The organism is Candidatus Defluviibacterium haderslevense (assembly GCA_016712225.1).
GTDB classification, from domain to species: domain Bacteria; phylum Bacteroidota; class Bacteroidia; order Chitinophagales; family Saprospiraceae; genus Vicinibacter; species Vicinibacter haderslevensis.
Genome location: JADJRL010000003.1, coordinates 1,880,532 through 1,895,620 on the forward strand (window position 1 = coordinate 1,880,532; position 15,089 = coordinate 1,895,620).

A 15,089-nucleotide genomic window follows, 5' to 3' on the forward strand; every position below is an offset into this window, starting at 1 on the left:
TAGATTAAAATAATTGATTTAACTAAAGAAAATAGTATTTCAATAATCAGTTGAGTTTATTATTACTATAGTTAATTTTCATTACTTTTTGAATAAAACCTAATATTTATTATTCTGAAATTGGTTTTTGAGTGGATTCTTTATTGATTCAACCAAAATAAGATAAATTAAATTATGTTAATAAGCATACTGTAGTAATGATAATATGAAATATTGTAAATATCAAGATGTAGGATTTATAAATTTAAAAAAGTTATAAGATTTGGCACAATATTTGAGATATGAAACAAAAAATTAATATGAAATTAACACCCTTAATATTAATAGCTTATTTCAGTCTAAGTTTTTTATGTGATGTTACTGCTCAAGATAGTATCGTAATTGGTATTAAAGCCCATATTCAAAGCGATAAAGTATTGTTACGCTGGGCTCCATTAAATGAAAATTCATTTGATTGGTGTAATAAATATGGTTATAATTTAAAAAGATATACAATTAAGAATAATGGTCAATCTCTCAGTTATCAAGATATGATAGCTTCTGAAGTTTACCTTCTAGATTCTGTTGGACCAATTTCAGATTCCATTTGGGAGTCAATTGACAGTTCTAACTTTTCCCAAATTGCTGCTGGAGCCCTATACGGTGAAAGATTTAATACATTTGACCTTGACACAGCAAATCTTAAGGAGAAAAATAGAGCTGCATTGGAAAAAGAGAACAGATATAGTTTTGGTCTCTATGCTGCAGATCAATCTTTTTTAGTTGCCAATATGATGGCCTTGGCGTTTACAGATACTACAATTCAAAGTGGTAAAGAGTATTTTTATGAAATAGAGCCTGCCAAGAAAAATAATACCGATTATTATGAAAAAACTAGTATTGTAATATCTCCAGCAAATGTGACAACATTTGATCCTCCTCAAGATTTAGATCAATTGGTTGTCAATAAAGAAGTTACTTTATTCTGGCCAACAAATGTACCAGGAAATAATTACACTGGTTATTTCATTGAAAGATCTTCAGATAATATGAATTTTACAAGACTTAATGCTATTCCACATATGAGTCTCAACAACGAAATAAATCCTTTTAATGTTATTTATCAAACAATGTTGCCAGACACAATAAATGAGTTTTACTATAGAACTATAGGGTATTCTCCCTTCGGTTTTGAAGGACCACCATCTAATTCCATAAAAGTCAAAGCTTCTAGAGGAAAAAAAATATACAATAAACAATATAGAAGAAGTTAAAGAACAATCTGATGGCTCCATGAAGATAAAATGGAAACATGAACAGGGAAACGTATCTGACATAATAGGATATAAAATTTTGAAAGCTGTCAATCCTGATAGCCCTTTTATTCAATTAAATAATTCTATACTTCCTCCATCTCAACTAGAATTTACAGACCAGTCACCTTCTCAGTATAATTTCTATAGAATAGTTGCAGTAGATGTAAATGGCTTTGAGCACCCAACGGTTATGCAAGTGGGACAACAAACTGACACAACAGCTCCAGCTGTACCATCAGGGTTTAGCGGCATTGGCTTTAAAACTGGTTATATAGATTTAAAATGGAACAGAAATACCGAGCCTGATTTAATAGGCTATCGTATTTTCTTTTCTAATTTTCCAGATGACGAATATGCAGAAATTTCTAATGATATCATAACTGACACTACATTTTCTTATGAGGTAGATTTAGATAATCTTAGCAAAAATCTTTATTTTAAAATAATGGCATTAGATCAAAAATATAATGAAAGCGCCTATTCTCCTTGGATTCTAGTAAAAAGGCCAGATATAATTCCACCTTCAGCAGCAAACCTTTTTATTGTTGATCCAATATATAAGGGTGCAAGAATTCGATTTATCATGAGTCCAAGTAATGATGTTGAATTTCATCGAATTCAAAGAAAAGAATTTGGGAAGAATTTCTGGAGTATGTTAAAGCAATATGATGGAATAAGAACTGATGTAAATGAAATAGAATTCCTAGACACTACAGCCAGTTATAAAAAATCCTATACTTATCGAGTTGCTGTATATGATGATGGAGGATTGATCACTTATTCTAAAACATTTAAAATTACACCACTACCTCCACCAGTTAGAGGTCATGTCTACGACATTTCACATATTATAACAACCCCACCAGGATTAGTAATAAATGGACAGTATTATGCAACAACCAATCAATTCCATTATAAAGATATACTTTTACTATGGAATTATACAGATATTGAGGACGTTGAAGAGTTTGTAATATATAGAAAGGTGGGAAATGGACCAATGATAACTTTAAGGACAATTTCCTATGATTATTGGCAACGAATGGCTAATTACCCAGGTGTAACTTCTGGTAAATTTTTCTTCATTGACGATGAATTGTTGACAAAGAGGAGTTATCTAAATTCTCTTTCAAATAATGGAGGATCGGGTGGAAATGGAGGTTCAAATGGAGGAGGATCAGGAAATGGAGGTGGATCAAATGGAGGAGGATCAGGTAATGGAGGTGCAGCTTCAACTAATTACGGAAATGATACATATATTTATCAAATAAAATGCAAACATAAAGATGGATCGATGAGTAATCCATCTCAATTGTATACTATAAATTTATAGTCGAATATTTAATACCCTAAATTATATTAATAAAGACAGTAAAGCTGTGAAAGTCAAGTTAAATTGATCGACAATAAGTAGACAAATTTGAAATAAATGAGAGGTTCTTGACAAACATTTAGAACAAGATCTATCACAGAATATGGGATTCCTCATGTTTTAGGGAAAGCAAAAATGAGGCATGACTTTACTCTCCAACAATCATTTATAAAATTACGAACAATGATACGCAGCACTTACTATTAGAAAGAAATTTATAAAGTTTTAGCCAAATCACTTAAACTAACCTAGGTATAAGCTTTTACATTGATTTAAAGATTATTATTTAATAATAGTTAAGACCTGACTTTTAATTTTATTGAAATAAAATGAAATTAAAAAAATAAGCCAGAAAATTGCTCCAAGGCTCATTTACCTCATATTAGTAATCATTTGGAAACAGAACGGCAGTTGTAGACAGTCTGCCTCTGTAATAATCCATATCTCATTTGGATCAAAACCCGTACAAGTATTAAATACATATACAGAAAATATCCTTGGACCATCTAAAACAAATAGTAAATATCATAATACTGTCCAGCTATTGGTGGTTCAGTAGACTAAAGTAATAGGCAACAAATGGTATTTCATTGAAAGTGAATGATGAGTATTTATTTACAAATACTTGATACGCAAACTATACTCTATTGTCTGGTTTTACTAAGTTCTAGCAAAATCACTTAATTCACCTAGGGTCAAGCTTTTATTGACACTTAGAGATTCTTATGTTGACAAGTTTTAGGCCTGAAAATGAATTTTACCTAATAGCTAAAAAAAATGAGCCTGGACCGTGATCCAGTGTCTCATTTGAATTCTATTAATACTCTCTTGGAAATAATATTGTTGTTGAGGACCGATCAACCTCTGTAATGACCCATATCTTGGTCGGATCTTCTTCAATACTAGTATTGGACTTATAGACAGAGAAAATGCTACCCCCATCAATAATGGCTTGTTCATTGCTGCCGTCTTCAGGATCAATATCACCAAAAACACTGTTGATATGTCTTTTGATAGAATGGTGTATGAATTCAGCAAAACGGCGATCTTGTTCCATTACTGATGAAACACCTGCAGTCATATAAAATGGACCGCTAATAAAGCTTAATTGAGTCATAATTGATAATTTGAAGATGAATAAGTGATTAGAATGAAAGGATCTAATGAAGTGTTTGTTATTCCAGAGTACGTCAGTATTACCAAGACATTGAAAGTCTTTCATTAAGAGGGGAATTTACTATGGTTGTAGAACCATAGATTCTTTTAATGCACTCAACTCCATCTTAGAGCTAAACTTGGCTATAAACTCTTCAGATCTATAGTATCACGCCTTTTTAGGATTTGAATAACAAAACCCATTTTCCTTAAGATAATTTCTAAAAGGCTAGGTATTTCCAGTGACCCAGATCCATGTACCGACTAATTCAATGGTAATGTTTACAAAGCCTATTATGGAATCAATGGCATTTCGGTAATTCTGAGAACTAAGTATAGCAGTTTCCATTTCTTCTTCGGTGAGATTACATCCTTTCAGAAGTTTAGCAATAACATAACTATACTCTGAATTAATTTCCTGCAAAGTTTCAGTTCTGCCACCCATATCAGGATGATCTTGCTTAGCCAATTGCTTATGCAGATGCTTTAAGTTCTCAATGGATTGACACAAATCAAAATAATTCATAAAAAAAAGTTTTAGGTGGATTAAAATTATTTTATCCCTACCTAGTCCTGTCTAAGCCTATAATTTTCATTCGGTTAGATGAATAATTAAATTTTGTTTATGAAATTAATTGGACTATTAATGTTAAATAGTTGAAAGGCTAAAGCTGAGTCTAAGCCTAATTTGTTTGAATAATAATTTTTTTATTCTGCATTGGATTTAGTTGTCAATCCAATAATATATTTATGTTCTTAGAAGAGCCAAAATAAACCTAACGAGTTTACCTCTTGGAAAAACCGTATAATCCATCTTAAACTCAAACATCAATTATAAATTCAAAGACTGGGTGGTATGAAAAAAAACACTTTAGGAGTGGCTGGGGGTTGCTGAGGTAGGGCTTGCCTTTAGTGATACTTTGAAAAATGTATATATTAATTGTAAATCATTGGTAAATTTTTACAAATCTGGCTTTGACCTTGGATTGGTAATAGCATTTGGGTTAGAATCGTTCGCAGTTCGTATAATTTTTCAAAGCAAAAACTAAAGTATATTGTGATAGGTTAATGACATAAAACTGAAATCTTCTATGATGGCTTATCAAAATGCAGATTGGGTTTTGAGGTTGCTAAAAAATTTTCAGGTGCATAGTATGAAGGTATGCAGAATTTATTGAAGGATTGAGTAGAGAGGAACGGAATGCCTAAACGAAATGGAGACGAAGTGAATGTACTTATCGAAAGTAAATGCTTAATAAGCATAGCATCCTTTATTTTTGACGGTCCAGTAGAAATAGGGTTAAGCTTAATTGAATGCGCAATTTGAAAAAGCTGGATTAGACTAAAAAAACTAAATATAAATTTCAAATTTATATTTTTTGAACGTAAGTCTTTCTGTAAGTCCGAAATTATCAAAGAGTTACTTTTCGACCATTTTTTTATATTTATTGATAGCATTTTTCGTTTCATACCAATCAATCAACATTGCAACAATAGTTATAATTGATTTAATATATAAAAGCTGTAGTGACATACCGTTCAAAAAATTACAAATCAAGTTACTAAATGTAATGATGGTTAAAGAAATGAATAAGAGCCATAAGATAAAAACACACCTGGATTTACTAAAAACATAAGGAAGTACTTTCTCGAATTGAACAAAAACAATAACTGCAATTTTTATTAATACAAACCAAATAATTATTGCTAGTAAAAGATATAAGTCGTGCTTATGCCATGGATGGTGTAAAAGTTCAGATAGGTCATAAAAGGAATAACTTGTGCTGCCGTAAATTTTAAGTTTACTAAATAATTGTTGTATTTTATGTTTCATAAATAATTAATTTATTTGCACAAATTTCCAACTATGTTTATTGATCTGCAACCATATTAAAGGCTTTGCATTGCTCTATTAGAGCAGTGATTTGAAATTATTGGAATAAAAAGCATAATAAGTCAAATATTCTAATATTGAATATTTTTGCTCTAGAATTGCTAAACAAAGCAATTATGAAGCAAGCTGTGACTTAAAAAAGGTTCTATATATTAAATAAATCGTTGATCTTTGTATAAATATTTTTATAGAATGGAAAATATATACGATATAAATGCAAGGGTTAGGTACAAGTTAGATCAATTGACTGAAAAAGATGGACTTAACATTAAATGGCCAACTCTTTCGAAACTTATTCATTCTAAAATCCATGAACTTAAGTGTATTAAGGTAAAGGAAAAAACACATCATACTCAATGGAATAAAATACATAATGGAGTGACAGACAAAAGGTTAGATTACCCCTGGTGGCAAGAGTTTGAAATAATCGTGGATAGCATTTTGAACGATTTGCAAAAAGATAAAAAAGAGATTACAAATATATTTTTAGAATTAGAAGGATCTAGAAGGATAATTGAAAAGAAAATAAACTATGGTATATTTGCAAATCAAGATAGTTATATACCTAAAGTTTTTGAAGCTACTTATAAACAAGTTTTACCAAATATTAAGTTTAGAACATTACAAAATTGGAGTAATGGATTATTTGCACTTAATGAAAATAATATTAATACAACATTAATTGATTTTGCAACAGCAATTGCAATCAGAGCTCAACTTGTTGATGATGGTCCAATCATATTTTGGCCTTTTTTTGATTTTACTGGATGGTATATTTTAATTAAGAAAGCCGCGCTTGCAAGATTTTGTAAAATTAGTAATATTAGATTATCTGATTTTAGAGGTTTAACTAAAGTTCAGAAAAGAGAATTTTTAGAAACTCAAAAAATTGTTGTTGAAAGGAAAACTGACTTTGAATGGGTTATAAAAAAATTCTGTAAGCTATATGATTGCAATGAATCTAATATAAATGGAAATATAGTAGATATTGATACTAATATGGGCAAAATTGATTTTATAAAAATAGAGGAAAATACAATTTATTGTACCAATCCACTGAATGTGACAGATATAATTATTGATGACAAATATGAAAATGTTGATATTGGTATTTCGCATAGAAATGTAAATGGGCTACTTTGTAAAGAGAGTTATTATAAAGAGAATCAAGCTGTGATCCACAGGTTAATTAAAAATTGGTATTATGATATTCAAATTTTTGTTAAAGAAATAAGTGAGTTAAATAAGAGTAAGCATTATCGGGATCCAGATTTTGAACCTAGTTTTACTATCCAGAATTTGGTTAGGGAGCTTGTAAATGGAACAAAAACAAATATTACTTTAGAAGATCTACCTATTTTATATGAGCACAAAAATTTGTTTTTTAAAAACGCTCAAGAAGGCTTTGATGTATTTTATAATAATATTTTAAATAACGATCTTTTGATTAATAATTATGTGGGAATTGCCAAATTAAAATTTGACGGAGATTTAATTACCGAGGATTATTTGAAAAAAATAGTTGAAGAAACAAAAAATAATATGATTAAAATATTTTTGAGATGAGAAATGGAATATTTATAGCGAGCTTAAATTCTAAGCGTTTAAATGAGGCAATACTGAATGGGAAAAAGTTCCATTTTAATAATGAAATAGATGTTGTAGATGTATTTGTGTTTGATACTTTTGAAGTTCTCAATGGTATATTTTTCAAAAATGAAAATGCTAATGCTCAAAATGCATTTATTGAGAACATAATTAGTAATTTGGAAAATAATTTTGTTATGGCTTGTATTTATAAAAGAAATTTAATAAGATTCACTAAGATAAAAAGCAAGCTTAAAAGATATATTGCATTAGTATATAACGAATATTATACTAATATTGTTTTTGAAAGTCAATGTCGAAATCAAATTTACCAAAATTTACAACCAAAATTAAATAATATTAACATTGAAAATAATAAATCTAATTTAATCGAACTTCTTCTACCATTTTTAGTTGTTGAAATTGCATTGTATCTATATATTTATGATAAAGGACATTATTTAAAAATATTTGGCTTGGAATCTGAAATGGGTATAATAGAAAGTATCAAAACAAAAAAATATCCAACATTTAATAAATATCTAAATTATAATATTGAATTTACAAAAGTATTGATTGATTAACTATGTTACAATTAAGAAACATACAATACAATTATAGAAATAGACTAAGTATATTTGAATTGAATATACCTACTCTAGAATTTAGGGAGGGTATATTGAATGCTGTTTTAGGTAAGAATGGTAGTGGAAAATCAACTTTATTGCAAATTATAGGTGGCCATATTGATTGTGAAAGAGGAGAAATAATTCTTTTTAACAAAGATATAACTGATACTTCAGCAATTAATAGAAGTACAGCGACAGTATTTCAAACAATTTCTTTGTTTCCTCATTTAACTATTAAAGAAAATATTGAATTGGCAATTGAGCCTAATGCGTTATTTGGTAAAAAAAAATCAACACTTGAATTAGGACGAAAAATATTAATTGATTTTAAGTTGAATGAGCTTGCTTACAGATATCCTAATCAATTAAGTATTGGGCAACAACAAAGGGTTGCCATTGCTAGGGCCATTGCAACAAATCCTTCTGTACTTTTATTGGATGAGCCTACATCAGCTTTAGATTTTGAAAGTATTAAGTATTTAAAATCTTTATTACTTGAACTGAAGGCAAAAAAAACAGTGCCAATATGTATAATAGTTAGCCACGATTTACATTTTGTATTGAGCATTGCTGATGAAATCAAATATATTGATAATGGCAGACTTGTGTTTGAAGGAAATAATCAAGCATTTAAAAATTCTAAATATTTTATAACTTAAAAAAAAAAAAATGAATGCAATAAGTAATTCTAAAAAAAGAAATATTAATATGAAAAATTGCTGGATGAAATTACTTTATATAAGTATTGTTACAGTCAGCATGATAGGATGCAATGACAAATCTAGGGACTTGAAATTTTATGGTACTGGGACATTAGATATAGGACAAGGTTGGGATACACTTTATAAGGATTTAGGTATTAAACTAATTTTTGAAGATAATAAAAACGATGTTGGCCCTATAATTAGCAATATGATAAATGGTGCTGCAGCTTTTGATTATGATGTCTCAGGTGTACAAGGTGGGGCTGAAGCTGAATTAGCTAAAGCAAATAAAATATTGCCATGGGATACTACTAAACTTGATAATTGGAATAAAACTTGGGATTGGGTAAAAAGCATACCTCATTGCTATGTTGATGGTAAACTTTATGGTATACCAATCGTGGTAAATGCTGATGCAATAATTTACTTACCTGAAAAAATTGGTTTAGTTACAAGTTATGGTGTAATATTTGATCCAAAAAACAAAGGCAAGGTAGCTATGGAAGATTCTTGGATTAATAGTGTAATATTTACAGCTATTTATTTGAAGGAAAATTCTATAATGACAATAGAAAACCCTGGTGATTTATCTGAAATAGAATTAAAAGGCGTGATGGAATTTTTAATAACAAAGAAAAAGGAGGGTCAATTTAAAGCATTTTGGAGCGGCTGGGAAAATGGATTGAGTTTAATAAAAAGTGGTGAAGTTTATGCTATGACAGGTTGGGAGCCGATACAAATACAAGCAAAAAAAGATGGTATAAATTGTGAGTATGCTGTACCTCGAGAAGGCTATGAGGGTTGGACTAATGATTTATTACTTAATGCTGGGACAATGAAAAATGGCAATTATGAGAATGCGCATAAATTCGCTGATTGGCAAATGAGTGGATTTTATGGATGTTTAATGGCAAGAGAAAGAGGTTATATAGTACCAAACAATTTATCACTTGAGTACGCTAGAACCGATACTACTTTTAATTTTAATGAACAAGTACTAAAAGTGGAACACGTAAAGAATAAATTTTTAAATAGCAAAGTATATTGGCAAAATACAAGGCCAAAAAACTATAAGCTTTATGAGGAATGGTGGGCTAAATTGAGAAATACTAAATAAACACTTATAAGTGAACAAAGCGTTTATAAATAGCAAAGTAATTATAGGAATAGTATTAGTACTGATGATTCCTTTTTTCGCCATGATTGTATTTTCTTTTAGTAATAATGGAATAATTGGATTCAAGGAACTTGCCATACCAGTAAGATTAAAAGAAGTGAGTACAATTTGCTTAAGGTCAATAATTGTTAGTTGTATCGCCTCATTAATTGCTTATTTTATTTCTTATTTATTAGTTATTTATACAAGCAATAAGTTTCAAATTATTTTCTTGATTCTTATTACTTTACCCTTTATAGCAAATGAAGCAGTAAGAGTTTTTTCGTGGCAGAATATTTTGGCTGAAAACGGTTTGTTAAATCATTTGCTAAGTTTGGTTTGCAATAGAAACATAACTCTATTTAATTCTTCTAATGGTTTTAATATTTATCTAACTATGATTTTGACCTGCATACCCTATGCAGTTTTCATTTGCACTGCTACTCTTAAAATTATACCTGATGAATATTGGAAAGTTAGCAATGACTTACGATTAAATCAAGTATGTAAGTTTATAAAAGTAGGTTTACCAATGTCGATAACATCAATTTTGGCAAGTGTAATAATTACTTTTTTTATTTCATTTGCACTTTCATCTGAAGTTAATTTTTTGGGCGGAGCAACGAAGATTAGTACAAGAGGTTTTATATTAAGTTTAATGAGCGCAAATAGATTTGATGCTATCTTTGCATTTGGATTTATTATTCTAGCTCTAATTACATTGTTTTATTTGTCATTGCTTTTCTATTTGAGAGTAAAAAAAACAATAAATTTTGAAGTTGATTAAAATAATTTTAATACTAATTATTGGTGTATTAACAATACCTATATTTTCTTTATTTGTATTGTCTTTTAACTCCACAGGTGGACAAAGTTTGAGATGGTATTATGTAATATTAAACAACCAAAGCTTTGTGACAGCCTTTGTAAATTCATTTACTACATCTCTAATTGTTTCTATTATTTCATCTTTAATTTGTTTTTTAATCTCTCTAGCTTATTTTGATGAGAAGACAAGAATTTTAGTAATATTTATTATATTACTTTTGGGCTTAATGCCTCCAGACATAAGTTCTGTAACAATAAATAAGTTAGCACAATTAATTGGATTCACCAGTTCTAATTCCCTATTTCTTTATTTGGGATTAATACTTTATTGCTTACCGTTTGGTATAATATTATTATGGACTAGATATTATTTTATAGAAAAAGGCATATTTGTTGCTAGTGAAGATTTAGGTTTAAGTAAGAAATCTATCATTTTTAAAGTTATAATACCAATATCAAAATTTGCTTTAATTAATGTTTTGCTTTTCACTTTTTTACTATCTTTTAACGAATACACAAGAACATATTACTTAAGTGGTTCAATGGAATATTTAAGTGAATTTCTAAATGGAAAATTAAGTTCTGGTACAGATAATTCAATTTATGCTGGGGCAACTATATCCATTGTAATAACAGTATTAGTAATATTATTTTATGGTCTTTATCATAATTTGATTAAAAGAAATATTTAAATAATATGATGTAAAAATTGTATTATTATAGAATTTAATTTGAAATTTACAAAGTGTTTATTGAAAAATTATGAGAGATAAAATTTTCATTTAAATTTAGTAGAATTAGGAATTTCATCGTCAATTCATTTATTACAATAAATGACTGAAGTGAAAATTTAGCCTTAATAGAAACCCAAAATATTTAGACGTTGTTCATTTTCTTTTGTAAACTCTATGATTACGATCAAAGAAAACCAAATAAAATATCATTTTAGCAACAAACCCAAAAACTCTTGCTTCCTCGAAAGTTTTAAATTGATACACTGTTGGGCAATGGTCAGGATTAATTTTGCTTGGATCCAATACTAGGCATTTTAAGAAGTCCGATTGAGATATTTTTGTGTCTTTGAATTCTACTTCATGGAAATGAAATGAATTCTCAGTTGATAACTCCAAGTATGATTTGTTAGAAATGCTTTTAAAACTATGAAATAATCTGTTGTAATCCTTTTTTGTATTAATTAGATTGGAGTTAAAACAATAGTCAGAATTGTCTAAAGAAATAAAGTCAAAGGCAAATACTGGTTTGTGTTGCTTTATATCATGCAGTCGATTTGCAGCTTCCCCGAAAACGTATTTTTTAGAAATATCAAGATTATTGACGGCTGCTAATGGATTTGGTATGTCAAATTTCGCTTTGTTCTTATTCTTGGACATTGACTAAAGATGAATAGTAAGACTTCATCAATCTTTTGTCAATAAGAACAGAACTATGATCAAAGTCCATTAACCCTTTTCTAGCTTCTAACCACGGTTGTTCAGAATGGCTCAAAGATTCTAATTGAAATGAAGTAAGAGAACTGTATTTATGAAGTACTGCAAAAATAAGATCTTTTTGCTCTTTTTCGAGATTTGATGATTTTAAAAGATTACGCATTTTATCTGATGCAGTTTGTCCATCAGAATATTCATTTTTTATCGCTGAATATCCAAAACTTTTAAACTGTTGGTAAACTTCAGGAATTACTGGACCATGAACCCAAGCTTCAAAATCTTCTTCAATTAAAGAAGAATGATACACCAATGACCAAGCTTCCACATAATAAAGAAGTTTTTGTAACTTCTTATTTGTGATCAGATCACCTATGTAATCAAAGTGAGTAAGAATAATATTTGATACTTCTAAAGCTTTCATTTCGGGTGCAAAATTACAAACATTATCAATTAAACTGTAAAAAACTTAATAAAGTTTAATAATATAATATAAATCTGTAAAGTAAAGTTTGTAACCAATTCAAAACCAATGAAGTGAGTTTTTATAAGTTGTTATGAATTTAAACAGCAAACATTCAATAAAAACTTTAATACCTCTATAAATATCAAATTTCTCAATCTTTTATTAAATGTCAATAAAATTCGAATATGCAACTGGAACAACAAACACAACTTTCTTTTTAAGTATTTATATACTCTTTTAGTGTGCTTTATTAAGCTGTTCTAAATAAGTGTTTTTATCCTTTGCCATTACTTCTTAGGTGGTTTAGGTTGTATTGGTAATTCTAAGCCGTCTATAATATCATTGCCCTTTATTGACCTTTCAAAATCATCGCAAAGCTGGGTTAAACTGTCGTTGGTTTCTCGTTTGAAAAACTCGCCCAAATCTTTATTGATGATTATGTATTTCCTGCAAATCGTTGAGAAGTCTCTGTATATTTCATTTTGGCTAAATGCTGTACCATCATCTGTAATTTTTGCAATTAACCTTTTCCCTAAATCGTCTGTTTTTATGAACTCAAAGAAGGTTTCAATTTTTGCTTCAAAGACTTTTATCATTTCGGCAATTACTTCTTCCTCTTTGTTTCGCTTCTCAATTACTTTAAGGATGTTGTATTTGAATTTATTATCGTCTGTGCCGGTTGTTCCTCCCTTTACACCTCCTATGGTTTTGTCCTTGGCCTGAGGCTCTAATGGTGCTACAATGCCTATTTTATTATCAAAGTATATTTCAACATCGTCTATTATGTCGGTTGGTTTGTAGATGTTGTTATTCTCATTATTGTACTTACCCAAAAAGTCTAAAAACAAAGCTTCGCTGTGCTTTGTATCCAACTCAATTACAAATTCAATAAGGTTTAAAATCTTGAAATAATTATTGATAGTGCATTTTAGCTTTTTGGCATCCCTCTGTTGGCGGTCAAGTTTCCAACTTGTGCCCAACGAAAATTAAATACATATTGCACTAAAATTCATGAATGATTTTTCATTAATCTAGGGTTGGTATTGTTACTAATTCAAAGTATTTGAATACTTTTTCTACTACTCCAAATTTCTTATTATTCATTACAATCTTCTCTAATAATTATTTTTAACAAATCCAAATTAATTTGTACCACTTTAAATTCATCAATTGAGATTTTGTCTTTGTCTATGAATTCAGGTAAGCAAAGCCTATTATTGTAATGATCAATACTTGGGTAAATAGTATATGTTGTCCCGATGGGTGTTTCGATATAAAGCTCTCCTGTCCCACTTACATAAGCTGGAATTGTTCGAATTTGTATTATGTTGTCGACTTCCGATGTTACTGATTCTGGAAATGTTTCTATAATCAATGGTGGCTTTGAAGTTTCACGGTTAAATTCTTTGTAATTAATTCTCATTAAAACATCTGTAAGGTCAAATCCTTCTTTTCGTAATTCTGCCAATTCAATATTGTGTTCATTTGCAAACTCAATGGCTTTTTTTTCAAGATAGTCGTTTACCTCGAAATTTCCAATATCTGAAAATTCTTTTGCTTTCCTAGTCCAATTTTCATACCCGTTAAGATCAGGAAACAAAATCACCTTCCTTCCCTTTAAAACCTTACACCTACCATAAGTCAAATTCTCAAGACCACCAGTCGCTAACCAAATAAATTGCGGAAAATAAACACTGGCAATTATTGCGGTCTTTTCACTTTCAACTATTGCGACCGGTTTTGATTTATCAAATAACAAATATTCTCCAAACAAACACTGCCTTAATTCAAAATCTGGAAGTTTCAAACTGGAGTGAACCATTGAAATATGACTGAATGGTTCTTTTATTCTTTTACCTGTCGTGGTATTGTAAAGCATTATTTTCCCAGTTCTAACTTTTCCATTAATATCCTTTTGCCAAAATATTGTTGCTCCTGCTTGGCTTTCATAATTTGGATAATCTTTGTGTTTAAATCTATGTTTTGAACTACCGATGCAATATTTGCTTACTAATTGACTGGCAACTTCTGAACCAAAGTAATGAATGAGGAATTCCACAAAATTGTTTGACTTTGATATTTGAAAACCATTTTGGTCTATTTGAATAGACTTATTGACAAGTTCGTTTGGGATATGGGAAAAAGTTAATGGCTCTTTGTCCGTGGTAGTTTTTTTAAGACCTAGAATCTTATTCTGATAAAAGTTCTCTGATTCCAAGACTTGAATTCCTGCTAAATTTAAAACTTCATTGACTGCTTCAATGAATGTTGTTCCATTATGCATTATAATAAAATCAATTGCATTTCTACCTTTTGCGCCACATCCAAAACATTTATACCCACGACCTGGGGTTACAAAAAATGATGGAGTTCGCTCTTTATGGAATGGACAAAGTCCCTGGTATCCGTTCCTATATGGTTTTAATTGAACATAAAGCTCGACAATTTCTAACAATGGGACCTCTTTAGCAGCATGTATTAATTGTTCCGATATTTTCATACTTTGTTTTCATTATTGTCCCTTTTGTCCTTAATGTCCCTAAATATAAAACAGAGGA

Annotated in this window: 16 protein-coding genes; 8 read left to right on the forward strand and 8 right to left on the reverse strand. The window is 29.5% G+C overall.

Annotated elements, in window-relative coordinates; all coding sequences use genetic code 11:
* Positions 1-281: 281 nt before the first annotated feature.
* Positions 282-1,253, forward strand: coding sequence for a hypothetical protein (locus tag IPK88_07490; protein ID MBK8243251.1), 972 nt, complete (start codon positions 282-284; stop codon positions 1,251-1,253).
* A 19-nt stretch (positions 1,254-1,272) separates the two neighbouring features.
* Positions 1,273-2,628, forward strand: coding sequence for a hypothetical protein (locus IPK88_07495; protein MBK8243252.1), 1,356 nt, complete (start codon positions 1,273-1,275; stop codon positions 2,626-2,628).
* An 856-nt stretch (positions 2,629-3,484) separates the two neighbouring features.
* Here IPK88_07495 and IPK88_07500 read toward each other — a convergent pair.
* The 4 genes from IPK88_07500 to IPK88_07515 form a co-directional block, all read right to left on the reverse strand.
* On the reverse strand, positions 3,485-3,784 hold the full coding sequence (locus IPK88_07500; GenBank protein ID MBK8243253.1) for a hypothetical protein: 300 nt from the start codon (positions 3,782-3,784) through the stop codon (positions 3,485-3,487).
* A gap of 267 nt (positions 3,785-4,051) precedes the next feature.
* Positions 4,052-4,348 (reverse strand): hypothetical protein, encoded by a 297-nt coding sequence (locus IPK88_07505; protein ID MBK8243254.1) that lies wholly within the window; start codon positions 4,346-4,348, stop codon positions 4,052-4,054.
* Between the two features lie 563 nt (positions 4,349-4,911).
* On the reverse strand, positions 4,912-5,190 hold the full coding sequence (locus IPK88_07510) for a hypothetical protein (GenBank protein ID MBK8243255.1): 279 nt from the start codon (positions 5,188-5,190) through the stop codon (positions 4,912-4,914).
* A gap of 52 nt (positions 5,191-5,242) precedes the next feature.
* Positions 5,243-5,656 carry a hypothetical protein gene (locus IPK88_07515; GenBank protein MBK8243256.1) on the reverse strand — a complete coding sequence of 138 codons (414 nt, stop codon included), beginning with the start codon at positions 5,654-5,656 and terminating at the stop codon, positions 5,243-5,245.
* Positions 5,657-5,908: 252 nt separating this feature from the next.
* Here IPK88_07515 and IPK88_07520 point away from each other — a divergent pair, with 252 nt between their 5' ends.
* The 6 genes from IPK88_07520 to IPK88_07545 all read left to right on the forward strand — a co-directional run bounded on the left by IPK88_07520 (position 5,909) and on the right by IPK88_07545 (position 11,312).
* Positions 5,909-7,282 carry a hypothetical protein gene (locus IPK88_07520; GenBank protein MBK8243257.1) on the forward strand — a complete coding sequence of 458 codons (1,374 nt, stop codon included), beginning with the start codon at positions 5,909-5,911 and terminating at the stop codon, positions 7,280-7,282.
* Entirely contained in the window at positions 7,279-7,887 is a 609-nt protein-coding gene (locus IPK88_07525; GenBank protein MBK8243258.1) for a hypothetical protein, read from the forward strand. The genes IPK88_07520 and IPK88_07525 overlap by 4 nt, the downstream gene beginning before the upstream one ends.
* Before the next feature lie 95 nt (positions 7,888-7,982).
* A complete protein-coding gene (locus IPK88_07530) occupies positions 7,983-8,591 on the forward strand; it encodes an amino acid ABC transporter ATP-binding protein (protein ID MBK8243259.1) in 609 nt (202 codons plus the stop codon).
* A 10-nt stretch (positions 8,592-8,601) separates the two neighbouring features.
* Positions 8,602-9,753, forward strand: a complete 1,152-nt coding sequence (locus IPK88_07535; GenBank protein ID MBK8243260.1) for an extracellular solute-binding protein — start codon at positions 8,602-8,604, stop codon at positions 9,751-9,753.
* Positions 9,754-9,763: 10 nt separating this feature from the next.
* Positions 9,764-10,579 carry a hypothetical protein gene (locus IPK88_07540; protein ID MBK8243261.1) on the forward strand — a complete coding sequence of 272 codons (816 nt, stop codon included), beginning with the start codon at positions 9,764-9,766 and terminating at the stop codon, positions 10,577-10,579.
* Entirely contained in the window at positions 10,566-11,312 is a 747-nt protein-coding gene (locus IPK88_07545; GenBank protein ID MBK8243262.1) for an ABC transporter permease subunit, read from the forward strand. Before IPK88_07540 ends, IPK88_07545 begins: the two co-directional genes overlap by 14 nt.
* Positions 11,313-11,507: 195 nt before the next feature.
* Here the strand turns inward: IPK88_07545 and IPK88_07550 are convergent, their stop codons facing one another.
* The 4 genes from IPK88_07550 to IPK88_07565 form a co-directional block, all read right to left on the reverse strand.
* Positions 11,508-12,011 carry a hypothetical protein gene (locus tag IPK88_07550; GenBank protein ID MBK8243263.1) on the reverse strand — a complete coding sequence of 168 codons (504 nt, stop codon included), beginning with the start codon at positions 12,009-12,011 and terminating at the stop codon, positions 11,508-11,510.
* Positions 11,998-12,489, reverse strand: coding sequence for a DUF4065 domain-containing protein (locus IPK88_07555; protein ID MBK8243264.1), 492 nt, complete (start codon positions 12,487-12,489; stop codon positions 11,998-12,000). Before IPK88_07555 ends, IPK88_07550 begins: the two co-directional genes overlap by 14 nt.
* Before the next feature lie 329 nt (positions 12,490-12,818).
* The gene (locus tag IPK88_07560; GenBank protein MBK8243265.1) at positions 12,819-13,511 is read right to left on the reverse strand and encodes a hypothetical protein; all 693 of its coding nucleotides are present in this window, start codon (positions 13,509-13,511) and stop codon (positions 12,819-12,821) included.
* Positions 13,512-13,627: 116 nt separating this feature from the next.
* Positions 13,628-15,031, reverse strand: a complete 1,404-nt coding sequence (locus tag IPK88_07565) for a hypothetical protein (protein MBK8243266.1) — start codon at positions 15,029-15,031, stop codon at positions 13,628-13,630.
* Positions 15,032-15,089: the final 58 nt, after the last annotated feature.

Excerpts from the sequence above, each read along its gene's own strand:
- IPK88_07490 (MBK8243251.1), top strand. The coding sequence starts at position 282 with ATGAAACAAAAAATTAATATGAAATTAACACCCTTAATATTAATAGCT.
- IPK88_07495 (MBK8243252.1), top strand. The coding sequence starts at position 1,273 with ATGAAGATAAAATGGAAACATGAACAGGGAAACGTATCTGACATAATA.
- IPK88_07500 (MBK8243253.1), bottom strand. The coding sequence starts at position 3,784 with ATGACTCAATTAAGCTTTATTAGCGGTCCATTTTATATGACTGCAGGT.
- IPK88_07505 (MBK8243254.1), bottom strand. The coding sequence starts at position 4,348 with ATGAATTATTTTGATTTGTGTCAATCCATTGAGAACTTAAAGCATCTG.
- IPK88_07515 (MBK8243256.1), bottom strand. The coding sequence starts at position 5,656 with ATGAAACATAAAATACAACAATTATTTAGTAAACTTAAAATTTACGGC.
- IPK88_07520 (MBK8243257.1), top strand. The coding sequence starts at position 5,909 with ATGGAAAATATATACGATATAAATGCAAGGGTTAGGTACAAGTTAGAT.
- IPK88_07525 (MBK8243258.1), top strand. The coding sequence starts at position 7,279 with ATGAGAAATGGAATATTTATAGCGAGCTTAAATTCTAAGCGTTTAAAT.
- IPK88_07535 (MBK8243260.1), top strand. The coding sequence starts at position 8,602 with ATGAATGCAATAAGTAATTCTAAAAAAAGAAATATTAATATGAAAAAT.
- IPK88_07550 (MBK8243263.1), bottom strand. The coding sequence starts at position 12,011 with ATGTCCAAGAATAAGAACAAAGCGAAATTTGACATACCAAATCCATTA.
- IPK88_07555 (MBK8243264.1), bottom strand. The coding sequence starts at position 12,489 with ATGAAAGCTTTAGAAGTATCAAATATTATTCTTACTCACTTTGATTAC.
- IPK88_07565 (MBK8243266.1), bottom strand. The coding sequence starts at position 15,031 with ATGAAAATATCGGAACAATTAATACATGCTGCTAAAGAGGTCCCATTG.